The sequence below is a fragment of the Halorussus marinus genome (genome assembly GCF_004765795.1).
GTDB classification, from domain to species: domain Archaea; phylum Halobacteriota; class Halobacteria; order Halobacteriales; family Haladaptataceae; genus Halorussus; species Halorussus marinus.
Genome location: NZ_SBIV01000007.1, coordinates 51,556 through 73,376, shown reverse-complemented (window position 1 = coordinate 73,376; position 21,821 = coordinate 51,556). Strand labels below are relative to the sequence as shown.

21 protein-coding genes and 1 pseudogene are annotated in these 21,821 nt (G+C 57.0%); 13 read left to right on the top strand and 9 right to left on the bottom strand.

All coding sequences use genetic code 11. The features are described from left to right. The first annotated feature begins 1 nt into the window (after position 1). Positions 2-2,437, top strand: coding sequence for a heavy metal translocating P-type ATPase (locus EPY72_RS14195; protein ID WP_135806862.1), 2,436 nt, complete (start codon positions 2-4; stop codon positions 2,435-2,437). Between the two features lie 90 nt (positions 2,438-2,527). Here the strand turns inward: EPY72_RS14195 and EPY72_RS14190 are convergent, their stop codons facing one another. Next, positions 2,528-3,502 carry a deoxyhypusine synthase gene (locus EPY72_RS14190; RefSeq protein ID WP_135806861.1) on the bottom strand — a complete coding sequence of 325 codons (975 nt, stop codon included), beginning with the start codon at positions 3,500-3,502 and terminating at the stop codon, positions 2,528-2,530. A 91-nt stretch (positions 3,503-3,593) separates the two neighbouring features. Between EPY72_RS14190 and EPY72_RS14185 the strand changes: the two genes are divergently transcribed. Further along, positions 3,594-4,331: a uroporphyrinogen-III synthase gene (locus tag EPY72_RS14185; protein WP_135806860.1), complete on the top strand. Its 738-nt coding sequence runs from the start codon at positions 3,594-3,596 to the stop codon at positions 4,329-4,331. Positions 4,332-4,370: 39 nt separating this feature from the next. On the opposite strand, the gene EPY72_RS14180 is transcribed toward EPY72_RS14185, so the two are convergent. Both EPY72_RS14180 and EPY72_RS14175 read right to left on the bottom strand, forming a co-directional pair. Then, entirely contained in the window at positions 4,371-5,537 is a 1,167-nt protein-coding gene (locus EPY72_RS14180; protein WP_135806859.1) for an MFS transporter, read from the bottom strand. Between the two features lie 170 nt (positions 5,538-5,707). Next, positions 5,708-6,631 (bottom strand): NADP-dependent oxidoreductase, encoded by a 924-nt coding sequence (locus EPY72_RS14175; RefSeq protein WP_244605584.1) that lies wholly within the window; start codon positions 6,629-6,631, stop codon positions 5,708-5,710. A gap of 244 nt (positions 6,632-6,875) precedes the next feature. Here EPY72_RS14175 and EPY72_RS14170 point away from each other — a divergent pair, with 244 nt between their 5' ends. Then, positions 6,876-7,340 (top strand): nucleoside deaminase, encoded by a 465-nt coding sequence (locus EPY72_RS14170; RefSeq protein ID WP_135806857.1) that lies wholly within the window; start codon positions 6,876-6,878, stop codon positions 7,338-7,340. Positions 7,341-7,368: 28 nt separating this feature from the next. Here the strand turns inward: EPY72_RS14170 and EPY72_RS14165 are convergent, their stop codons facing one another. Then, a complete protein-coding gene (locus EPY72_RS14165) occupies positions 7,369-7,692 on the bottom strand; it encodes a DMT family transporter (protein WP_135806856.1) in 324 nt (107 codons plus the stop codon). Between the two features lie 290 nt (positions 7,693-7,982). Here EPY72_RS14165 and EPY72_RS14160 point away from each other — a divergent pair, with 290 nt between their 5' ends. Then, positions 7,983-8,417 (top strand): DUF488 family protein, N3 subclade, encoded by a 435-nt coding sequence (locus EPY72_RS14160; RefSeq protein WP_135806855.1) that lies wholly within the window; start codon positions 7,983-7,985, stop codon positions 8,415-8,417. A 61-nt stretch (positions 8,418-8,478) separates the two neighbouring features. Here EPY72_RS14160 and EPY72_RS14155 read toward each other — a convergent pair. Both EPY72_RS14155 and EPY72_RS14150 read right to left on the bottom strand, forming a co-directional pair. After that, positions 8,479-8,853: pseudogene (locus EPY72_RS14155) on the bottom strand (NAD(P)-dependent oxidoreductase); the annotation flags it as partial. Between the two features lie 110 nt (positions 8,854-8,963). Then, positions 8,964-9,443: an Lrp/AsnC family transcriptional regulator gene (locus EPY72_RS14150; protein WP_135806854.1), complete on the bottom strand. Its 480-nt coding sequence runs from the start codon at positions 9,441-9,443 to the stop codon at positions 8,964-8,966. 157 nt (positions 9,444-9,600) lie between these two features. Between EPY72_RS14150 and EPY72_RS14145 the strand changes: the two genes are divergently transcribed. The 8 genes from EPY72_RS14145 to EPY72_RS14110 all read left to right on the top strand — a co-directional run bounded on the left by EPY72_RS14145 (position 9,601) and on the right by EPY72_RS14110 (position 17,295). Further along, a complete protein-coding gene (locus EPY72_RS14145; protein ID WP_135806853.1) occupies positions 9,601-10,575 on the top strand; it encodes a DMT family transporter in 975 nt (324 codons plus the stop codon). After that, a complete protein-coding gene (locus EPY72_RS14140; protein ID WP_135806852.1) occupies positions 10,575-11,213 on the top strand; it encodes a trimeric intracellular cation channel family protein in 639 nt (212 codons plus the stop codon). Before EPY72_RS14145 ends, EPY72_RS14140 begins: the two co-directional genes overlap by 1 nt. Before the next feature lie 145 nt (positions 11,214-11,358). Then, a complete protein-coding gene (locus EPY72_RS14135; RefSeq protein WP_135806851.1) occupies positions 11,359-11,580 on the top strand; it encodes a DUF8129 domain-containing protein in 222 nt (73 codons plus the stop codon). Positions 11,581-11,794: 214 nt separating this feature from the next. Next, the gene (locus EPY72_RS14130; protein ID WP_168216050.1) at positions 11,795-13,465 is read left to right on the top strand and encodes a sensor histidine kinase; all 1,671 of its coding nucleotides are present in this window, start codon (positions 11,795-11,797) and stop codon (positions 13,463-13,465) included. A 182-nt stretch (positions 13,466-13,647) separates the two neighbouring features. Further along, complete coding sequence (locus EPY72_RS14125) at positions 13,648-14,865, top strand: homing endonuclease associated repeat-containing protein (RefSeq protein ID WP_135806849.1); 1,218 nt, start codon at positions 13,648-13,650, stop codon at positions 14,863-14,865. Positions 14,866-15,007: 142 nt separating this feature from the next. Continuing rightward, the gene (locus EPY72_RS14120) at positions 15,008-15,355 is read left to right on the top strand and encodes a DUF8013 domain-containing protein (RefSeq protein ID WP_135806848.1); all 348 of its coding nucleotides are present in this window, start codon (positions 15,008-15,010) and stop codon (positions 15,353-15,355) included. An 87-nt stretch (positions 15,356-15,442) separates the two neighbouring features. Beyond that, positions 15,443-16,390 (top strand): ArdC-like ssDNA-binding domain-containing protein, encoded by a 948-nt coding sequence (locus EPY72_RS14115; protein WP_135806847.1) that lies wholly within the window; start codon positions 15,443-15,445, stop codon positions 16,388-16,390. An 89-nt stretch (positions 16,391-16,479) separates the two neighbouring features. Then, positions 16,480-17,295: a hypothetical protein gene (locus EPY72_RS14110; RefSeq protein WP_135806846.1), complete on the top strand. Its 816-nt coding sequence runs from the start codon at positions 16,480-16,482 to the stop codon at positions 17,293-17,295. Between the two features lie 13 nt (positions 17,296-17,308). Here EPY72_RS14110 and EPY72_RS14105 read toward each other — a convergent pair whose 3' ends face one another. Together EPY72_RS14105 and EPY72_RS14100 are read right to left on the bottom strand one after the other, a co-directional pair. Beyond that, complete coding sequence (locus EPY72_RS14105; RefSeq protein WP_135806845.1) at positions 17,309-18,112, bottom strand: DUF6036 family nucleotidyltransferase; 804 nt, start codon at positions 18,110-18,112, stop codon at positions 17,309-17,311. Then, complete coding sequence (locus EPY72_RS14100) at positions 18,109-19,035, bottom strand: helix-turn-helix transcriptional regulator (protein WP_135806844.1); 927 nt, start codon at positions 19,033-19,035, stop codon at positions 18,109-18,111. The genes EPY72_RS14105 and EPY72_RS14100 overlap by 4 nt, the downstream gene beginning before the upstream one ends. Positions 19,036-19,173: 138 nt before the next feature. On the opposite strand from EPY72_RS14100, the gene EPY72_RS14095 reads away from it, so the two are divergent. Continuing rightward, positions 19,174-19,500, top strand: coding sequence for a DUF6788 family protein (locus EPY72_RS14095; protein WP_135806843.1), 327 nt, complete (start codon positions 19,174-19,176; stop codon positions 19,498-19,500). A gap of 477 nt (positions 19,501-19,977) precedes the next feature. Here the strand turns inward: EPY72_RS14095 and EPY72_RS14090 are convergent, their stop codons facing one another. After that, entirely contained in the window at positions 19,978-21,477 is a 1,500-nt protein-coding gene (locus EPY72_RS14090) for a Cdc6/Cdc18 family protein (protein ID WP_210423543.1), read from the bottom strand. Between the last annotated feature and the right edge of the window lie 344 nt (positions 21,478-21,821).

The window sequence follows — 21,821 nt, the reverse complement described above, 5'->3', positions numbered from 1 at the left end:
CATGTCCACCTGCACACTCTGTGACCTCCCCGCCGAAGACCCAATCATCGACGAGGCCATCGACGGCGAATTCTGCTGTGGGGGCTGTCTAGAGGTCGCACGCCTGGTTGACAACGGTGAGGACGTCGACCTCTCGATTGCGGCCGTCCGTGACCGCGTCGAGGCTGAGGATTCTCGACCGGATGTCCCCGAGGATGCCGAAACGGCTTACCTCTCGATCGACGGAATGCACTGTCAGACCTGCGAAGGATTCATCGAACTCCTTGCCGAGGAAGAGGACGGTGTTCACGAGGCGCGTGCGAGCTACGCCACTGAAATGGCGCAGGTGGTGTACGATCCTGCCCAGATCGACCGTAACGCGATCTCCGCTGCACTCAGTCGACTGGGCTATCAGGCCCACGGTCCTGACGAGGAAAACGACTCGCTGCGTTCGCGCGTCGAGTTCGGCAAATACCGTGCAGTGCTCGCGGCGGTACTGATGATGCCCGTGTTGATTCTCTACGTCCTGTTCATCTATCCGGTATACCTCGGCATCTATCCCGAGAGCTTTCTCTACGGGAGTACCGTTGAGGCGATGGTGTTCGCGCCCCTCGCTGTCTGGAGTACGCTCATCGTCATCGGGTTGGGATATCCGATCTTCCGTGGGGCCTATGTGAGCCTGAAAGTCGGTCGCCCGAACATGGACGTGTTGATCGCCATCGCGGTGCTCGCAGCGTACCTCTACTCGCTGGCCACCTACCTCACGGGCGGGCGCGACCCGTACTTCGACGTCGCAGTGATGGTGCTCGCGATCGTCACTATCGGCAACCATATTGAGTCACGGGTCAAACGCGCTGCACTCGGCAATCGCGCTGACCTCACAGATTCACGCGTCGATGACGCCCGCCGGCTCGACGACGACAGCGAGGCCACCGAAACCATCGACATTGAAGCGTGTGAGCCTGGCGATCACCTGTTAGTCAAACCTGGCGAACGGGTCCCAGTCGACGGCCAGATTGTCGACGGGACTGCCGCGATCGACGAGGCACTCGTCACAGGTGAATCTCTCCCGCAACGGAAATCCGTCGGGGACACTGTACTCGGCGGGTCGATCCCCACAGACAATGCGGTTGTCGTCGAAGTTGGTCCAGAAAACACCAGCACGATGGATCGCCTCGTCGAACTCCTCTGGAACGTCAAGAGTTCTGCGACGGGTGTCCAGCATATTGTCAACCGCTTTGCGGTACTGTTCGTTCCGTTCGTACTCGGGCTTGCCGTGCTAACTGCCACTGGCTGGTTCGTCCTCGGCAACGACCCGAATACAGCTATAATGGTCGGTGTCTCTGTGTTAGTGGTCTCGTGTCCGTGCTCGCTCGGGATCGCGACCCCGCTTGCACTCGCGGCGGCCACCCGCGATGCCACCGATAATCGCATACTCGTTCTCAACGAGACAGTGCTCGAGCGGATCGACGACTCCGCGGTCGTCGTGTTCGACAAGACTGGGACGCTCACCACGGGGGAGATGGAGCTTGTGGACGTCGCTGGCGACGATCCTGACGAAGTGCTTGCGATGGCGGCCGCCGTCGAACGCCGGTCGAGCCACCCCATCGCCGCTGCGATCGACGATGCCGCCCCGCCGACCACACGCTCTGTGTCGCGTTTCGAGAGCGCCGACCGTACCGTGTCAGCCCTCGTCGACGATACCCGCGTGGTTATCGGCCATCCAGACTCCTTTGACGCCGACGAGTGGACGATACCTGCAGAGATCGAGACAGCCGTCACGGACGCCTACGAATCGGGCAATCATCCGACGGCGATTGCCTGGGAGGGTGTCGTCCAGGGGATCGTCTCGGTCCGAGATACGCCGCGTGAGAACTGGGAACGCGTGGTTTCCGATCTCACGGATGCGGACCGGGAAATCGTCGTGCTGACCGGCGACGACGAACGGATGACCGAAACATTTGCAAACCATCCAGCGATCGATCACGTATTTGCAGGCGTGCGCCCCGAGTCCAAGGAAGCGATCGTCCAGGGTCTCCGGGAGCGCGGGACGACGACAATGATCGGCGATGGAACGAACGACGCGCCCGCCCTCGCGAGCGCAGACCTCGGGATCGCGGTCTCGAGCGGCACCGATCTGGCGATCGAGGCGGCCGACGCGGTAGTACTGGACGACCGTCTCGACGCCGTTCCTGAGGTCTTCGAGCTGGCGAGTGAAACACGAGGCCGAATCAAACAGAACCTGCTCTGGGCGGCTGGCTACAACGCGATCGCGCTTCCACTGGCAATGACTGGCGTGATCACGCCGTTGATCGCCGCCGTTATGATGGCGGTCAGTAGTCTCATCGTCGTCTTCAACTCGAAGCGCCACCTGCTCTCGGCGAACGGTGATCAGGTGGCTGCAACCGACTCTAGCGAAGGCAACGATCAACTTGGATCTCCCGCACACTCGGACTGAACGGTTGACCGCCAAGCATCAACTGTAACCACCCTACTACGCTTTCTAGCTACAGTCTGCTACAGCGCCAGTTTAATCAGCAGATCGCACTCACTCGCTGAAAGCACCCGCTACAAGCAGTGGGAAGACGAGCGTTGCTTCTGCTTCAACCTGCGTGTAATTCGTCCGCTCATCGTCTTTGATCTTCCCCCACGATACTGCCTCGTTCGGGGGCGCTCCAGAGAGTGAGCCATCCCCTTCCATACCAGTCGAGATGTAGACGACGTAATCCGCCCCGCCACGGAACAGATTTGTCATAATCGCGTGGTGTTTCGGGACGCCCCCTCCAACTGCGATCAGACCTGTCGTGTCAGCAAGCATCCCGTCCTCGATAAGCGAGTCATAATCGTCGAGGATTTCGATGCCGACTTCCGAGTCGTATCCCTGTCTGTAATAGTAGAGAAAGTTCCCAACTTCGGCGTCCGTCAGCGCTGGACAGTACACGGGAACGTCGTTGTCCGCCGCTTGCTTCAGGACCGAATCGGGATCGTCGAGTGTCTCCCCTAACTCGCGGGCAAACGCCGTCGGCGTCCGGACCTTTTCGTCGGCGAAGAACTCCTCGAAGAAGTCGTACAGGTACTCCTCCAACCAGACGTATCGGTCGGAAGGAACAAAGAGATTCCCAAGACGGTTGATTCCCTGTTCTCGGAGCGCGGCCTCGTCCGCATCCCACTCTCCCATTTTGAACGGCTTCGCCGTTTTGATAACATCCTCCGCCAGCGATCCCGCGGTCGTGATAAGCACGTCGACGTACCCTTCACGAACGAGGTAGGCGACGACTTCACGCAATCCCGACGAAATGATATTCGACGTGCATGTGAGATAGATCGTGGCATCGGCGTCTTGCATTTGCTCGGCGATGTCGATGGCCTCTGCGAGTTGCGTCGCCTGAAAGCCCGTCGTTGCATACGCTTCCAGCATCTCCTGAAAATCGAATTCGCCACGGAAGTCGTAGCCCTGCACGTCTGGCGTGGTCAACTCTTCATCACTTCCGGGAACAACGTGGTCGTGAGACTCCTCGTCCATACCGGCAATTAGCAGGATGCCGGTTTGAATCGTTCGAGACTGGTCGCCGATTCTCGATACACACAAGTCCAGCATCGGCTAACTGTTCAATATGTCCCAGCCGACGGTGGCTGTTCTCCGACCCGACGACAGCCGTATCGTTGAGGCGGTCGAGTATCTCCAGTCACTCGATGTATCCCCGATTCCAGACCCGATGCTGGCAATCACACCGACCGGTCAGGTTCCCCAACATGCGGATTACTGTATCTTCACAAGCGAGACCGGTGTCGATCTAGCTGCGACAGCAGGATGGAAACAACGAGGAACCACTGTTTGTGCTGTCGGAGATCAGACTGCAACCGCATTATGCAATCGGGGCTATTCAGTCGATATCGTTCCATCGACGTTCACATCCACAGGACTCGTCGACGAGTTATCTACTGATGTCGAGGGCCAAACCGTTGAACTTGCTCGGAGTGCACACGGCAGCGAAGTACTTGTTGAAGGACTGGAAGCAGCTGGTGCAATTGTCAGCGAAACATCCTTATATCGCTTGGAACGACCGGAGACTGCGGGACAGTCGGTTTCACTTGCGGTAGACGGTAAGCTGGACGGTATACTGTTCACCTCGCCAAAGACGGTAGAGTACTTCGTTCAAATTGCGACTGAACGTGACGCTGTCGCTGCACTCCAACGCGAGCTAGAGGAGACGATTGTTGGAGCGATAGGAGCACCAACAAAACGTGCTGTCGACAAGCATGGGATCGCTGTCGATGTTATGCCGGATACAGTGGGTTTCACACAGCTTGCCGAGGTCACCGTACGTCGAATTCTGGATACCCACCAATGAACACATTCCGTCTCCAATCTGTTAGCTGACTTTGAGTGTTCACTGACGTCTCACCGTAAACCACGTTACTCCGATCAAGAAGGCAGCGGCACCAGACACTAACAGGGTTTGACGATAGCCGAACAGTGCTGCAGCCCCGACACTAAGCGGCGGACCGACCGTCGTGCCGAGTCTGAGAACACTCGTCCGAATACTCATAATGCTCCCGCGGAATTCGTCCGGTGCTCGTTCGTTGAGTGCCGTATCCGTAATCGGCTCTGCAAGTCCTTGACCAAGTCCGAATAGAAGGAGTGCACCAGCAACTACGTATATGGAGTCCGCGACGGCGACAATGACGAGTCCGATCCCGTAACTCACGAATCCGAGCGCGATCGATTGGAAGCTCGTGAGCGACCGAAGCACGCGATCACCTTGCATTGCTGTCGCTCCCATTGAAATTGCTGGTAATCCCACGAGAAGGCCGATACCGGCTGAAGAGAGCTGATATTCGTTGGCGAGTAGGAACGGAACGGCGGTGAGCTGCGCACCATAGAGGATGACAAAAATACCGAAGATTGCGAGATAGAGCACGACGAAGGGGGTCATCGATGTGGGCCCGGTGAGGAATGCACGGATACTCGAATTCGTATTGTTCTCGTCGCGCTGTGGCTCCTCGAGCAAGGTTATGCCGGGTACAGCGACGAGCAGCGCGAGGAGAAAACACGCGAAGGGCGCCGACCAAGCGACTGTCGCGAGCGCACCGCCGAGTAACGGATAGCCAGCAGCACCCACCGCGAGAATCGCCGCGTTGGTCCCAATTAGCACTCGTCGTTGTTCACCGGAATAGAGGTCGCCGAGGAGCGTGACCGTGAGCATCGCAATCGCACTACTCGCCGCCCCTTGGATGGCTCGCAGGACCAAGATCAGGGTGAAGTCGGAAATGAAGATGATACCGCCACCACTGAGTCCGAAGACAACGAGCGCCGGGATTAGAATCGGTTTTCGACCGATGCGGTCGGTTAGCAGTCCAATCGGGAGAGTGAGAAAGATTCCGGGGAGCGTGAACGCCGACAGCAAGAGGCTGGCCTGTGCCTCCGAAATGTTCCATGCCTCCTGGACCGCTGGGAGTACAGGGCTGATGAGTGAGACACCCATGACAGCGACGAGGGTACTCGCGAAAATCACGGCCGCTGCTGGCGAATTCCGGAGTTTCCGTATCCATTCCATCCGTTCTATTACTCTCTCGGTAAGTGCTCCCCGTAAGTCATCCGCTACAGGGCGGTGGCCACGCTAATCCGTGTTGGAGAAATAGTTCTAATTCTATTGTCACAAGAATTGGAGTGGGAGATCCACTCGATACTGACTGTGGATCTCAATTCAATGTACGACACGTCGAATCACGCTACGCTGAGAACGAGTTTCCCTTGTACGTGTTCTGTCTCACCTACTTCGTGTGCCTGAGCTGTATTTTCGAGTGGGAATTCGGCACTGATCGTGGGGCGCACTTCTCCGGCGTCAATCAGTTCGCTAATCGTTGTTAGGAGCGATGGGGAATTCGACCGCCCACTTACCACCTGTACATCAATGTCGTGGTTGGTGGTGAGCGCTCCGGATGGTTGTCCAACGACTGAAACGAGCACCCCCTTTTTCCTGAGCACGTCAACTGAGCGTGCTGGGGTTTCACCCCCGACTGTATCTACCACGATATCGACCTCATCAATCACTGACTCGAAGCGCTCCTCGCGGTAGTTCACGAACTCATCGACGCCTAACTCCCGGAGATAGTCTTCGCTGTATCCCGACGCTGTGGCGATTACGTCGGCCCCCTTCCATTTCGCCAGCTGGACGGCCATATGTCCGACACCACCTGCTGCACCGTGGATGAGAACTCGCTGGTCGGCCGTGCAATCAGCATACTCGAATAACGCTTGCCAAGCGGTCTGCGTGACGACCGGCACGCCAGCTGCCTCCCCGTGATCGAGCGATTTGGGCTTCGGGGCTAGTTGCTCGGCAGGTGTGGCCGAATACTCCGCATAGGAACCTAACTCTGGGAACCCGTTGACACCGAACACTGCATCGCCCGTCTCAAATTCAGTGACTGACGCGCCGGTCTCCTCGACGACGCCTGAAACGTCCATCCCGAGAATGAGGGGAAACGGATTCTCGGGCAGCATCGACACCAGCTGCATTCCCTGACGAATCCGCCAGTCGACTGGGTTGACACCCGCTGCGTGAACCCGAACGAGAACCTCATCATCGAGCGGATCCGGACGGGGCGCATCCTCGTATCTGAGGACATCCGGTGAGCCGAACTCGTGCATGCGAACAGCCTTCATTCTATCCGTCACTTAGAATCATTCCTCAGTCGGTAGGTCCGCGTTGCAGACTCTTAACCACTCTACATCTAGAATACTGGAGGTCAGAGGGTAGGCTGGCAGCGGGGTGAAAAATCACCGTCATCACCTCCCGAAGGATAGACCAACCGACAGGGACCGTCACAGGCCAAACGAAGCCTGAGTCGCCGTTCCAACCAAGTACTTCACCCAGAGAGACTACCATACAGCTATGGCAGCTCCCAATTTCGACGAGTTCGATCATGACGCACATATGCGCGATACCTTCGAGTTAGCGCGCGAGGCTACCGCTCGTGGCGACAAACCGTTCGGCTCCGTGCTCGTCCGCGACGATACTGTCATCATGAGCGATTCGAATCGCGAGAGTACGGAGGACGATATCCGCCGCCACCCCGAGCTCCATCTCGCGTACCGCGCGTGCCGAGAGTACGACGCTGATGAGCGCGCTGCGATGGTCATGTATACGAGCACCGAGCCGTGTCCGATGTGTGCTGGCGGGATGGCCACAGCTGGGTTCGGTCGCGTCGTCTACAGTGTCGGGAGTGATGAAATCGCGGCGTTCACGGGGAGCGAGCCAACAGTTCGGTGCGCGGAAATTCTGGATGGCGTCAGCGATGTGGTCGGACCACTGTTGAACGAAGAAGGTCGCCAGGTCCACCAGGAGTACGGCTGGTAACCGCCGGACTCCGTTCGGTGAGTCGTCGTTAGTGGCCTCCAGAGACGAAGTGAAGACCGACGATCCCGAAAACGATCACGGAGATGAAGAGGAGGCGGGCACTCGTCGCTGGCTCGTCGAACAAGACGATGCCGAGTGTCGCGGTTCCGACGGCGCCGATCCCCGTCCACACAGCATACGCGGTCCCGATCGGCAGGTCTTGTATCGCTTTCGCGAGTAACACCATACTGATGATGAGCGCGATGACTGTACCCGCTGTCGGGATTGGTTCTGAGAGGCCGTCAGAATACTCTAAGCCAATTGCCCAAGCGATCTCGAACAGGCCAGCTACAAAGAGCAAGATCCACGACATTCCCCTAGCTCTTGCTCACAAATCGGACTATAGCTTTCGATATCGGCAGACAGCCGTCGATTCGATACCTGTTGGACGTGCAGTCTCTATTTGAACCGTACTCCGGCAGTAATGCGTCAATCCGCTGCCCGAATCAATGTCGGTCGTCCTACCCGCTGGACAGTCTCGACAGCATAGCCCGGCCATATTCTCGCTCTGCGAACGATCACAAAACCCCCCAGCGGGCAGGGGCCATAGACATCCACCGGGAGGTTGACTACGCTGGGCGCCGAACGGCAAAGACAGAGATCGTGACCACCTCTGACCTCCTCGAGGACACGTACGTCGCAGCGCTACAGCATGATCTCGTAGACATCTCCCCGGAGGCTACGTTCGTGGGTGTGGTACGACGGCCAACTGGCTGGTTCAGAACGACGATCGACGAGAACTACCCGGCACTCGGTCCACCCCCAGACTTCCTCGACGAGTTCAAACAGCGCCACGAGGATTTCAAAATGCAGGGGATGTGTGACGAAGGCGCCCATAATGCTGCCTGGGACGAGGTCCGATTCGAGGACCGGTACCGAACACATCTCACCGAAGCAGCGGATGCTCAGGAGGCAGTTGCTGAGCTCACGGATCGGCTTCGTGACGACGAACACCTCGTCTTCGTCTGTTTCGAGAACACCGACCAGAAACGCTGTCACCGGACGCTGCTCAAGGAACATATCACTGAACAGCTATAGTGGAAGTCTATCGTGTGCCTCTGTTCGGCCTGTGCGATCTGCGTAATCCCAAGCCACTCGGCTACACAATCCGATTGACGAGTTCCTCGCCAGCGTCAATGTGGGCGAGGTTCTCCCGGACGAGATCCGCGACGTTCCGATAGTAGTCCTCAGTGAATCCTGCGCAGTGGGGAGTGATGAGAACCTCCTCGAACTCCCAAAGGGGGGACTCCTCGGGCAGCGGTTCCGCCTCGAAGACGTCGAGTGCAGCCCCACCGAGCGCCCCAGCTTCGAGAGCGTCGACGAGCGCCGCCTGGTCGACCACAGGGCTACGCGCGACGTTGATCAGAATCGCGTCGTCGCGCATCGCGGCGAATTCCTCGGTGGACATGAGATGGCGAGTCTCGTCGGCGAGCGGAACCGCGAATACGACAAACTTCGAATTCTGGTTTGGTGTAGTAGGTGTGATAGAGGCAGAGATCGTCTATAGATTCGAGCGACAATTGAATGTCTTGTGGCAACGCGCAACTCCCCTATCTGGATGATACGACCGCGTCAGTTAAACTACTACCCGACTTCTTCAACGAGAGTCTCTTCGCTGTACTGTTGGAGGGGGTAGTGACTATCGAGTTCCCGTTCGATGACAAACGTTGAGTTAGTACGAGCAACCTCGTCAAGCGCTTCAAAATCGGAAATCAATCGCTCCACGCTGTCACTGTTTGGCAACCGTGCTAACGCGATAAAGTCAGTACTCCCCATCGTGAAGAAGACTTTTGTTACCCCTTCAATACCCGCAATAGCTTGCCCACTCTCGGTATGGGATTGATCATCCTTCGTAAATATCTGTACAAGGATTGTTACTCCAAGTCCGAATTCGTCGAGATCGAGGTCTAATCGTTCGTTTGTGATGACCCCAGCATCACGGAGATTGTTGAGGCGGTAATGAATGGTCGATAACGGAATCCCCGTTGCGTCACTCACCGCTTCGGTACTCGTCGTCTCGAGTTCTTCTAACGATTTCAAAATCTGGATATCTTTCTCGTCCATACGCTGTGACTCATGCCATAGTTCGTAGCTACTTCAGCTTATTCACTAAATGCGGCCTCAGTTTCGAATAGATGACGAACTTACCGTAATACGCTCGGAGTAATGCCGCGTTCCTTCACTTATTCCCAATCTACCACATACCCTCGACCAACAGAATATGGGGGCCCCAAACACATTCCGATTTCACATTCCGGCAGGCTTAGCTATCATCGGGTTGGGTCTTCTCTGGGGAGCCGGGTTCCCCGCAATTGACATCGTCGTTTCACAGCTTCCCCCACTAGGTGCTGCTGGGATTCGATATGCTGTCTCTGGCTGTATCGTCCTCGGGTATGCACGATTGACTACGGACCGGTTGCGACCAGAAACGACACGCGAACTCCTGAGTATCAGCATCGTTGGCGGGTTCATGTTTGGTGGCTATCAAGCGGGTCTCTACTTGGGCACACAGCACATTACAGGCGCCGTCGCATCCGTCGTCACCACGATGTCGCCAGTCGTCGCAGCTCTTGTTGCAGTCCCCATCCTCGGGGAATCCCGTGGACTTCCCGACGTGATTGGGTTCTGTCTCGGCATAAGTGGCGTTGTAGTTCTCTCACAACCATCAGTGGGTACTACATCACTATCGTCGACGGCACTCGGTGTCGGCTTGGTCTTTCTCGGAACGATACTGTTTGCAGTTGGATCTGTGACAATCCAGTTATTCGACGAAGGGCTCCCTATGGAAGCACTCCAAGGGTGGGCAATGCTAGTTGGGGCAACACTCCTGTTTTGTGGTAGCTTTCTTCGTGGTGAATCGGTGCCGGATGTACAGTCGCTTTCCCCAGTAGCAGTTGTCTCGTTGGTATACATCACTCTCGTCGCTGGAGCCGGAGGGTATCTATTGTACTTCCGGTTGGTAAGAGAGGTTGGCGCGACTGAAACGACACTTGTCGCGTATCTGGAACCAGTAGCTGCAACGGTCGTATCAGTCCTACTCCTTGGCCAAACAATTAGTATGACAACCGTTGTCGGGTTTGTGGCCGTGGCTGCAGGGTTCACACTTGTCAGTCGTTCCACAATGCGCCAAGCGATTGTCAGCCTCCGAGAAACAGATTCATCGGCACATACGGACCACGAAGTTCGTAGTGATTGATGTTGGAAAACGCATTGTTCTGGGTTGCAAATGCAGTCGGATTGGTCGCATTTGCACTCGTTGGTGCCAGTAAAGCCATTCGAGAGGGATTTGATCCGTTTGGCGTCAGTGTGGTTGGGCTCGTTACTGCATTTGGCGGCGGCACAACACGGGATCTCCTCGTCTTGCGAATCCCACTTTCGCTCCAGACACTTTCAAATATCGGGTTTGGAGTGCTTGGAGTGATTTTAGCCGCAGCACTCTCGGTGCTCCTCGATGAGCCGCATCGGCATCCGGTCTCACTGGTTGCCGATGCAATCGGCCTTGGCGCGTTCGCAACCACCGGAGCAATCGTGGCGACCCATGCCGGAGTGTCTCCCTTCGGCGTAGTTGCTGTCGCGACAATTAATGCCGTTGGCGGAGGAGCATTCGCTGATATTCTTCTTGATCGTCCCCCGTTTATTCTACTTCAGGACTTTTATGCGAGCTGTGCCGTGCTTGGTGGAGGTCTCTACTGGCTACTGTCGATTCATTTTGGAACCGGTGCGCTCGCAGCCGGTGGATGTGCGACCATGACAGTGGGATCACGACTTATTGCAGTCAGATATGGATGGGAGTTACCGAATGTTCGCAACTATACGACTGGAACCACTCGATAACACCGGCATCAAATAAAACCAATCAGTTTGGTCAGTGATATTATGGGCTTCGCGAGTGCTTCGAAGAGGCGATGGCCTGACGCCACGTGGTGACGTAGTCGTCTGTTCTGTCTTTCTCGCCCTCAAGGGGTGGAGGGCCTTAGAGATGGAACAGTCCACGATCAGCGACGGGAGTGACGACGAATTCCCACCTGGGAAACGTCTCGAAGCATCGAATTACCGATTGATCAAGGCAGGAATCGCGACGATTCCGGATATGGAAACCCTCCAGGAGTGCGTTGCCTACGAGAACGCCCACCAGAATCGAACGCAAATTCTGCGCCGGCTCAAGTGGAAGGCTGAAGAGCTGCGTGAGAACGAAGAGTAAGCTCTAATCTTAACCAACACACTCCGCGTGAATTTCCCCCTTGTTGGTTAATCCGCTGTACCAGTACTGTTGGATCCTTATGAGTTGGACGCCAACTCTGGGAATCGACCGAGAGAAGGAATGCCTAGTGGCCGGAAGAAGCCCGATATCCCCCTGAAAGAGGGCTGTTCCAAACCGTTATTTAATACCCCGAGAACAACCCTTTATCTGGATAATGAATCCCCTCCTTCTAGGTCACGTCATAATTTTCGCACTATCTGCGATTGCCTGCGTGGCGACTATTCCACAAGCACGGAAGATACAGCATCCGGAGACACGTGAAGGACTGATCGTCTTCCTCGGTTCCGTTGCTCTGTGGTCTGGAGGGTACATTGGCTATCTTCTCGCACCGACGCGTGCCGGGAAACTCGCTTTCTATATATTTGGCTTCATCTTTGCGTTCGTCGCCGTTGGGGCCTGGCTGTACTTTTGTGCTGCATATACCGGTCGGCCACCTCGACACGCCCCATTCCGAAACCTCATTCTCGGGACGTTCCTCTTTTTCACCGCTCTCAAAGTCACGAATCCACTCCACAATCTCTACTTTACGACGGAATGGATCACAGAACCATTCCCACACCTCGTGATCCATCACGAACTGCTCTACTGGATCGTCTTGGGGTTATCATATGCCGCCATCGCTGTCGGATTCTTCGTACTGATGGAGCGGTTCCATCATACTGGGAGTGACAGCCGTCCGCTCGTCGTGCTCGTTGGACTCTCAGGCCTCCCAGCTGTTGCAACGATTATTGGCGGCCAGGTCGACTGGCTGCTCCCATTAATGTATGAGCCGCCTGGCGTCGCCCTCTTCGCCGTTGGAACGCTCTTCTTCTACAGACAACGGTTTGAGGCAATCCGATTAACCGGGGAGTCAGAGAAACCCGCAATCTTCCTCGACCAAGAAACCCGGATTCAGGATTACAATCAAGCGGCTCGCAAACTGTTTCCAACCCTTGAGGATTCCTTTGGCGAACCGCTTGAGGCTGTGAATACCGCACTCGCAGATCATCTCACCAAACAAGATATCCTGACAATTACGCAGGAAGGTGAAACACGGTATTATGACGTGTCGAGCACGCCATTCTTAGCAGGTGAGGTAACGACCGGCCAATTAGTGACGGTTACCGACGTAACTGAACGCGAGTCATATCGACAGCGACTCGAAGAGAAAACCGAACAACTCGAGGCGTTAAATCGCGTGGTTCGACACGATATCCGGAACGATATGACCGTGATTCTCGGATGGGCCGAGATCCTCAAAGACCATATCGATGAAGATGGGGAAGACGCTCTGGACCGAGTGTTACAGAAGTCCCGGCACGTAATTCAGTTCACAGAGGTCGCACGTGAGTTCGTTGAATCACTCTCAGAAGAAGGAACAGCTGAATTAGAAGAAATCCAGCTTCAGCCACTTCTTGACGCTGAGCTCGCTGCAGTACGTGATTCGTTCCCGAACGCGCAGTTTCACGTATCGGGTGAACTCTGCGACGTGTCGGTACAGGCAAACGAGATGCTTTCTTCGGTTTTCCGGAATATCCTCGAGAATGCGGTCCGACACAACGACAAAGAGACCCCTGAGATCACCGTCTCCTGTGAAGAGAACTCAGAGACTGTCCGGTACCGGATTACAGATAATGGACCTGGCATTCCTGACCAACAGAAAGAACAAATCTTCGGGAAAGGGGAGAAAGGATTGGACAGTCCAGGATCAGGGATTGGTCTATATCTCGTCCATCTCCTGACGGACCAATTCGGTGGTGACGTATGGGTCGAGGACAACGACCCAACTGGTTCAGTCTTCGTCGTCGAACTGCCTATCCATAAACCGTCGAATAAGACGTCTTAGTACTGAATTTCAGTATATCCTAGTCGGCGAGCCGTCGCTTCCAAAAAGTGGGGGTGGCTGCCATACGACTCGCGAGGATCGCCCCTTGAGTCGCCGTTCCGATCAATATCCGGAATGAGTGAGTGCGGACATTCAAATACCGAGTCGGGACCAAACTGAGTGACTCAATCCCCTCAGAAATCATGGGCAAGAAGCTGTACTCAGACGATGAACTCCTCAATCGGCTCCAGAAGTTCGCTGAGGAACTCGGTCGTCCCCCATCGCAGAGTGAGATGGACGATTCAGGACCTCATGCTTCGAAGACGTACGGGAATCGGTTCGAGTCGTGGAATAACGCACTCGAGGCTGCCGGACTTCAAACCGGAACGAATGATCCAGACGGACGACCATCGACGTCCGAAGAGGACCTCCTTACTGATCTCAAATCGGTTGCCGACATCGTGGGAGGAACCCCGTCAGAGCGTGAATACAGTGCTCACGGAAAGTATTCGGTGAAGACATACTGCAAGCGATTTGGAGGGTGGAATGCAGCACTACGGGCGGCCGATTTTGAGCCGAACGTTGAAATGAACCTCTCCGAAGAGAGACTCATTACTGCCTTACAGGGGTTCGCTGAGAAACTGGGTCGACCGCCCACAACAGATGAAATGGACCGGAGTGGCCCCTACACCTCGGATTCGTACAAGCGAGCGTTTGGAACCTGGAATCGTGCTCTTCGACAGGCTGAGTTGGAAGTCCACTCCGTATGGGATGTGAGCGAGGAGGATCTGATATCCGAACTCAACCGTCTCGCCGAAGAGCTAGGCCATGTCCCTCGGAAGGATGAAATGCGAAACCAAGGGAAATGGAGTGCAGCAGTCTATCAGGAGCGATTCGGTTCGTGGAATGAAGCTCTCCGAGCTGCCGGCTTCGAGCCGAATGAGCGGTGGCGAATTCCACGGGAGGAGTTATTAGCCGAACTGCGGGCTGTTGCGAATGAGCTGGGCCACCCACCGACAACAACGGAAATGAACGAACACGGGAAGTTTACCATCGATCCGTATCAGCGTGAATTCGGAACGTGGCGAACGGCCCTTCAAGCGGCCGACCCGGACTATCTAGAAAACTACCGTCAGTCAGATACTGAGATAGTTCCGTTTGGCTCGAACTGGCCACAGATTCGTGAGGAGATCATCACCCGTGACAACGAGTCCTGCCTGCGCTGCGGTATGGGCCGTGAAGCTCACCGCGAGAAATTCGGTCGTGATCTCCCGGTTCACCACCGGATTCCTCGACGCCGGTTCTACAACGACCCAGACCAGTCGGTCGACGATGCAGATGTACCGAGTAACCTGCTGACTCTCTGTATCCCGTGCCATCGCCGACTCGAACGGCTGCCAGTCCAACCAGTAGTTGACTAACAAGCGAAGTCCCACGTTCAGCACAAAGGTATCTGCCGGCGAACAGAGCGTCTACCTCCCGCCGACGTGACTTCGCCACCTGTTTTTCGTGCCCCCAGAGAGGGGCGAGGGCTCCTTCGAAAGCTCTCAGAGGTGACTTCCAGTGAGTCAACAACAGAGTCCCGACAACGTCTCGGTCGACAATATTCCCGTCGATATCGACAACACGCAATCAGCGGAGGTCGATCCCGCCGACATCCCCAACGAAATCGAATCCATCACCCGTGGGCTCGCCGGTGAGCAGCCGCCGACGAATCCCATAGTGGTTCTCAAGGCGGCCCGGTGGTGGTACATTCACGGCAAGGGCGGCACGGATCCCGCCTTCCAGTGGGCCATCGAGTGGGCGCGTCATCTTGCGACCGACACGCCCAGTGACGTCGAGCGGTTCGACGAGTTCCTCGAGTACCTCGTCTCGGTTGGCTTTGCGGAGGAACGCCACGAGCTCCGCTGACCGACAGAGCGGTTTTTTGAACGCCCCTGAGGGGTGCGGCGCGGTCTGAGCAGACGCAGTTGCCGTGAACTTGATTCGGTGAACACAATGGCTACGACCAGTGATTCGTCGGTCTCCTTCGACCAGACCGACACGCGATCCGACGAGATGAACAGTACGATCGAACAGTGGATCGACGACCTCGTCGCCGGCGTCGACGACGCGCAGGCCAGCGCGGAGTTCCAGGAGTGGCTTGACGTCCAGAGTCGCTTCCACGACTACTCGTATCGGAACACGCTCCTCATCAAGCGGCAGTGTCCCGAGGCAACCCGCGTGGCTGGCTACCGGACGTGGCAGGAGGAGTTCGACCGTCACGTCACGGAGGGTGAGTCGGCCATCTGGATCTGGGCGCCAATCATCGCGAAACAGTGCCCGGAGTGCGAGAACTCCCCGAGCTACCACGAGGACAGCGACTGTGACTACGATGAGACGCCACCCGAGGAGTGGTCCGAGGGGCTGGTCGGGTTCAAGCCCGCGCCGGTGTTCGACGTCTCCCAGACCGAGGGCGAACCGCTTCCCGACCTGGACACGGAAGCGAATGGGGACGCCGGCGACCTCGTCGTACAGTTGACTGACGCCGCTGACGACCTCGGCGTGACGGTGCGGATCGTTCCAGCCGAGGAGTGGACCCACGGCGAGGCGAAGGGCATCTGCGAGCAGCTGAGCCTCGTCGACGTCCAACCGCTCGTCGAGGTGCGTGATCGGGCGAACGAGGCGGACCTCGCGCGGACGCTAATTCACGAGTACGCCCACGCTCTGCTCCACTTCGACGTCGACGACGACACGGAGCGTTCGAAACGCGAAGTCGAGGCCGAAGCCGTCGCGTACGTCGTCGGGCGGTACTGCGGGCTCGACACTAGTGGGTCGGCGTTCTACCTCGCTGCGTGGGAGTCGGACGAGTCCGAGGTCGTTCACGATCGGCTCGGACGGATCAGTTCCACAGCAGAAGAGCTCATCGACGTGCTCGAAAGCGAATTTTCGTCCCAATCCAGTTAACCAACAGAGTGATTGATTCCTTCCGCTCTGTTGGTTAAGTTTTTCACGCCCGCGGAGGGGCGGAGGCGCGTTCTGACCTCCGTCGAATCATGACTGAACCCTATCTCACGACGGTCCTCGAGGAAGCCGAGCACGTTGCCGAGCAACACGACCAGGTCGCCCGAACGACAGACAACCAAGCCCACGAGTACCTCCGATACGCCGTCCTCCGGGTGCTCGAAGGCGAGGCAGAACACCTCCCGGCGGACTTTACACCGATCGACGGCGTGACCGTCGGCTACGGGAACGACGAGGCGATGTTCGATAGCTGGGGCTCCAGCGAAGACTGGTGGGAGACCGTCCCGCCACAGGAGGCGTGTACCCGCTTCCGGGTGTTCTTCCCGGACGACCACCAGACGGTTCCCCGCGACATCGTCGACGTGATGGCCGCGCTCGGGGCCTGGCGCGTCTGGACTGGATGCGCAGCCGCGTGCGGCTCCTACGACCATCGCGAGCGCCGTGAGATCCACTACCTCTGGCCGGAAGGCCATACGGTGGAGGAAGTGCTCCACGAGCGCCTCAGTGGCCCTACTGAAGTCGTCGCTCCCGACGGTGGCCGAACGGGCGACGTTCGCGACCGACTGGTCGTCGACGAGAACGCACAGTCGAAGGACGAACTCGAGCCCCGCACGAGGCGTGCCGTCGCCGAAGCGATGGACGTCTCGCTCCTTTCGAAAGGTGGCCGCTATGAGGTACAGTCCGCGTCCGGGAACCGGTACGAAGTCGACGTCATCGACGAGTCGTGTACCTGTCCCGACTGGCAGCAGCGTTCACCCGAGGGCGGCTGTAAACACCTGCGTCGCGTCGATCACGAGATCAAACGGGGCCGCGTTCCCCGACCAGACGGCCGCCTTCCCTCCCCGTAGGGTAACGATTGAGCTACTCCATGGGGCGGACTGTGTCGCCATCCCGACTGACCCGGTCGAACGTTGAGAGATACGCGATCCGGTCGTGAACCTCGTCGGTATCCAGCTCCAGTTCGGCGGCCAGTTCGTCGACGGTCATCGGCTCGTCGAGTGCTTGGAGGACTTCGAGCCCCCGGTAGTACCTGTTCGTGAGCTCCTGGACGCGATCCTCGATCGGTGTGGTCACTCTGTACCGCTCCTCGAGTTCGACCAGCGCCTCGTTCGCGAACGTGGCGAACTGATCGTCACCCAGGCGTTCAATCTGGGCTTCGAGTTCATCCCGGACGACATCGTAATCGAGACCGGCCTGCACGAGCATATTCATGTCCTCGATGTCGTCGTCACGACCTGCGATCAGTTTGAACAGGAAGATATCCTCGGTGCTGACCAGCCGGACCGTCAGTCGATCCGTATCGAGGAACGGCTCGCTGCGCTCTTGCATACCGTCGGTGAGCACGAGCTTGTTCGCGACCTGCCGGTTGAAGATGTCGAGGCGGCAACCATCGTCGTTCTCGACGCAGCTCGTCGCCCCCAGCGCCCGATAATCTGGATCTAGCGATTGAACTTCTACATACCCGAGGTCCATCAGGACGGCCCACAGCTGGCCGTACGCGTCGCCATCCGGGACGACCAGGTCGATATCTTTCGTCGCCCCCTTGAGGTCGCGCAGCGACATCGCACCACCACCGATCAGGTAGACCGTGAGTGGGGCTGAGAGGCCATCCGCAATTCGCTGGAACTCGTTCTCGATGTACTCGCGTCTGAATGTTGGTCTCATGGTGATAGTGGCACCTCGTAGTCAGCCGCCAGCTTTTGGAACTCGTCCCACTCCGGGAGCCGGTCGTCGTCGACCTCGCCGTGCGTCTCGAGGTAGCGCAGCAAGGCGTCGATTTCGTCTTCGAGGTCATACTTCGCCGCCTGCTCTCGGAGGTCCTCCTCGTCGACGTCGACCTGGCTGAGCAGGAGGAGACAGTACGAACGGTGACGGCTGCCGTTGTCGATCAGCAGCGTGTGACAGCAGAGCTCCGCCGGCGAAACTGCGTCGAGGTCCTCGGAGTAGAGGTAGTAGCGGTGGCCGGTGAGCAGGAACTGGAGGTCATAGGCCGCGAATCGAGCGAGGCCGGTTTCGTGGAATGCCTCTGCGTCGATCTCCGTCTCGGTCTGGGTGAGGAATTCGTCGTAATCCTCCCAGAGAATCGTCCCCTTCGGGGCGACGGCTTCGAGGCGCTGGCGATGCAGATGGTGTGCGAGTTCCCGGGCGAACTCGTGGAGGCGGTCGAAGTCGGCGTTGAACTCGTAGTAGCCGTCGGCCGTCCCGGCGAGCCCACGGTCGCGAAACCGCTTGAGGACGCGGTTGACCGTGTTGCGGTAGTTGTCGCTCCGGCCGGCGATCTCGGAGACGGTTCGCGGCTGGTCGAGGTAGTACAGTACTTCGAGTGCCTTGCCGGTCAGCAGTTCGGGGAAGTCGATGTGGGAGTGCTGGCGGACGAGGTCCTGGTAGCGTTCGACGGCGCGAGCATCCGAGGGGACGACTCGTTTTCGCCGGCCATCGCGTTCCGTGTAGACGAGCCCCTTCTCGACGAGGTCGGCGACGGCACGAGAGAGGTAACTCTCGCTGTGGTCGAGCTTCGTCGCGAGTTCGGAGATCGTGTCGCCGCGGTTGACCGTGGCGAGGACCTCGAGTTCGATGCGCCGGAGCACGGTGTAACACAGTACGAAACTTGCATATAAAGAAGTTTCGAGTAGTGTTACAGCCAGCGGTCGCGAGAACTGTCTCCGTCGGCTTAACCAACAAAACTATGGATTCGTGGCCCGTGTTGGTTAACACGAGAGTAGCCGATGTCCTACGAATCCCCGACCCCACCGGCGAACCTCCCGACGGAGATCGTCAACACGCTCAACGAGTCGGACCCGGAGCAGCTCCGAGACGTTGCGACGTACGCTGAAGCGCTCGCCGAGCACAAGGAACGAGAGGCCCGTCTCGAGGAGTCGGCAGATCAAGAAGAGGTCGAGGAGCGCCCCGATGACCTCCCAGACGACGTGCCGGCGAAGGCGACGATCACGATCAAGGAGATCAACGACAACCGCTACTACTACTACTGGCAGTGGCGGGAAGGCGATTCGGTGACGTCGAAGTACAAAGGGCCAGTGAATCCCGACGAGTAAACGAGATGGAACTGTAGCCTGATGTCGTTTCAACGTGATTCGTAGCGTAGCAGATGACACCCCCCAGAGTGTGAATGGGTCCGGTCAACCCGGACGAGTAAAACTCGATGATGGAGGACACCCACCCCACGTTTCCGTCGTAACTGGATGTGGGTGGAGGGGGTGGCGCTGATTTTGAAGGGACCACACCCCGGTATTTCCGTCGTTTCTCCACCGTCTCCGCATCATCGATGGTACCGACGACAAAGAAATCGTAGGACACACCCCCCGTTTTCGAGTTGTAAATGGGAGAGGGAAAGGGGAAGGCACAGTACATCAACTGGCACGTCAAATCTCTTGGCTCACCCACCCCCGTTTTCGAGTAGTAACGAGACATCCCGCCGAATGACACCCCCCATTTTCGAGTTGTAACGCATCACGCGGGATACGAACACCCCCCGTTTTCGAGAAGTAAGTGCGGGGAAAATACGGGCGAGATCAGTTCTTACTCCGGAACTGCTTCAGCCGTTCGCGGACAACAGCGCTGATAGTCGCCTCTTCGTGAGCTAGATCTTCGAATCGGGAATCCTCACGGATCGTCTCCATGATCGTTTCAGGATCCTCGGAGAGGGAGAAATACATATGCACTCCCCTGCCTCGCCCCTTGCCTCGACGCTCAAAGTCCAGTACACCGTACGTACTCTGCTCTGTGACGTGATTTACGAAGGTCTCACGACTGTACTGGTCCGCGTCCATCGTATCAGCAATGAATTGGTACGTCTTGAACGCAGGTCCAGCAGGGATCCACTCAGGATGTTCTCTTGCGTAGTTGGCCGTCGCCGCCACGGCGTAGATGGAGAGTTTCTTTTGAGTCGAAATGCCGCTGATATGGCGGAGCTTGCGGTTTTCGGTGTATTTCTCCTGGGCATCACGGACATCGGCTTCGGTAACTGTGTCGGCTCCACGCCGCTCGGCTAATTCACCAGCCCATCTGAGGAGATCAATCGCTTTTCGCGCATCCCCGTGGGTTTGGGATCCGAACGCAGCAACAAGCGGAACAACGTCATCTGCAAGTGAGTCTGGTTTGAAGGCGTCCCGTCGGTTGCGGAGAATACTGCGGAGCTGGTTCGCATCGTAATCGTCGAAGAAGATGTCGTCAGGGTTGTAGGAACTCTGTGCGCGGCTGTTGAGGTCCTTCATGAAGTCGGCGTAGTTCGTGATTGTCGTGAGCGAGATGGGGCCATCAAAGTCGGCGAGTTTGCGAGCCCGTGAAAGCTGGTAGATGAGAGAATTGTACTCTGCTTCCTGATACGGCCCCTCGAGCATATCGATCTCATCGAGGATGAAGATGACCCCATCGTAATACTCTCGCATGAGTTCGTACAGTCGCTCGAGCTTCTGATCCGTTGAGACGCCGGTTTGGGGAACACCAGGATCAACGCCGAGGTCGTCGGCAGCAGCTTTGACTAACCGATAGACAGCCCGATCTGCTGTCTTCGGCCCCTCGCAGTTGATTGAAATGACCCCGAAGGTCTTGCCTTGGGATTCACACAGTTCGACGATCTGTTTGCAGACCGCATGAATGATGAGCGACTTCCCAGTTCCAGATGGCCCGCTTAGGAGCATATCGGGGATCCCCTCATTCTGGAGAACCGGTTTTAGATTGTCGACGACACGGCCCAGCTGGTCGTCACGACCGACGATACGATCCTCGTCGATGATGGTATCTGACCGGACGAGGTCTTTGTTCGCGAAAACGCCACCGGACGACTCGGTTTGGAGACGATCACGAATTGAGATGCCGCCACCGTCGCCGTTAGTTGCTTCTTGAGACGAATCGGCGGGATCTGATCCGTTTTCGAAGGTCGTTTGTGACGTGCCAGGAGATGCCACCTCCCCATCCCTCGATTCAGGAGTTTCAGGATCAGCAGCAGAAGATTGACGATCCTCCTCACCTTCCGGATTATTCGATCCTGCTCTACGTCCCTCTCGTCCCATTATGAACCCCCTCGAACTCTGGGTATAAAAATATGGACCCTTGTGGAGTTGTAACCGGGCGAAAACAGGCTATCTAACGACTACAACCGCGTATCCTCTGAATGAGCCAGATACCGTCTTCGGAATCTATCACCCTCCGTTGTCGAGTTGTAACAGTTCGACGAAGCTCGCTATCGTCGAACTTACTCGATGACCCAGACCCCCCGTTTTCGTGTTGTAAGGAGAAGGGAGTCAAAGTGAGTCTCGAAGCAAAATCCACATAATCTGAATTTTGTGAATGATGCTCTGGGTGATACGGTCTTACTCACACTCCCCGTTTTCGAGTAGTAAGCACCAGAATAGTA

Coding starts and splice junctions, on each gene's coding strand:
- EPY72_RS14095 (WP_135806843.1), top strand. CDS start 19,174: ATGTCCTACGAATCCCCGACCCCACCGGCGAACCTCCCGACGGAGATC.
- EPY72_RS14110 (WP_135806846.1), top strand. CDS start 16,480: ATGACTGAACCCTATCTCACGACGGTCCTCGAGGAAGCCGAGCACGTT.
- EPY72_RS14150 (WP_135806854.1), bottom strand. CDS start 9,443: ATGGACGAGAAAGATATCCAGATTTTGAAATCGTTAGAAGAACTCGAG.
- EPY72_RS14195 (WP_135806862.1), top strand. CDS start 2: ATGTCCACCTGCACACTCTGTGACCTCCCCGCCGAAGACCCAATCATC.
- EPY72_RS14180 (WP_135806859.1), bottom strand. CDS start 5,537: ATGGAATGGATACGGAAACTCCGGAATTCGCCAGCAGCGGCCGTGATT.
- EPY72_RS14170 (WP_135806857.1), top strand. CDS start 6,876: ATGGCAGCTCCCAATTTCGACGAGTTCGATCATGACGCACATATGCGC.
- EPY72_RS14090 (WP_210423543.1), bottom strand. CDS start 21,477: ATGGGACGAGAGGGACGTAGAGCAGGATCGAATAATCCGGAAGGTGAG.
- EPY72_RS14165 (WP_135806856.1), bottom strand. CDS start 7,692: ATGTCGTGGATCTTGCTCTTTGTAGCTGGCCTGTTCGAGATCGCTTGG.
- EPY72_RS14140 (WP_135806852.1), top strand. CDS start 10,575: ATGTTGGAAAACGCATTGTTCTGGGTTGCAAATGCAGTCGGATTGGTC.
- EPY72_RS14105 (WP_135806845.1), bottom strand. CDS start 18,112: ATGAGACCAACATTCAGACGCGAGTACATCGAGAACGAGTTCCAGCGA.
- EPY72_RS14135 (WP_135806851.1), top strand. CDS start 11,359: ATGGAACAGTCCACGATCAGCGACGGGAGTGACGACGAATTCCCACCT.
- EPY72_RS14115 (WP_135806847.1), top strand. CDS start 15,443: ATGGCTACGACCAGTGATTCGTCGGTCTCCTTCGACCAGACCGACACG.
- EPY72_RS14175 (WP_244605584.1), bottom strand. CDS start 6,631: ATGCACGAGTTCGGCTCACCGGATGTCCTCAGATACGAGGATGCGCCC.
- EPY72_RS14185 (WP_135806860.1), top strand. CDS start 3,594: ATGTCCCAGCCGACGGTGGCTGTTCTCCGACCCGACGACAGCCGTATC.
- EPY72_RS14190 (WP_135806861.1), bottom strand. CDS start 3,502: ATGGACGAGGAGTCTCACGACCACGTTGTTCCCGGAAGTGATGAAGAG.
- EPY72_RS14145 (WP_135806853.1), top strand. CDS start 9,601: ATGGGGGCCCCAAACACATTCCGATTTCACATTCCGGCAGGCTTAGCT.
- EPY72_RS14130 (WP_168216050.1), top strand. CDS start 11,795: ATGAATCCCCTCCTTCTAGGTCACGTCATAATTTTCGCACTATCTGCG.
- EPY72_RS14125 (WP_135806849.1), top strand. CDS start 13,648: ATGGGCAAGAAGCTGTACTCAGACGATGAACTCCTCAATCGGCTCCAG.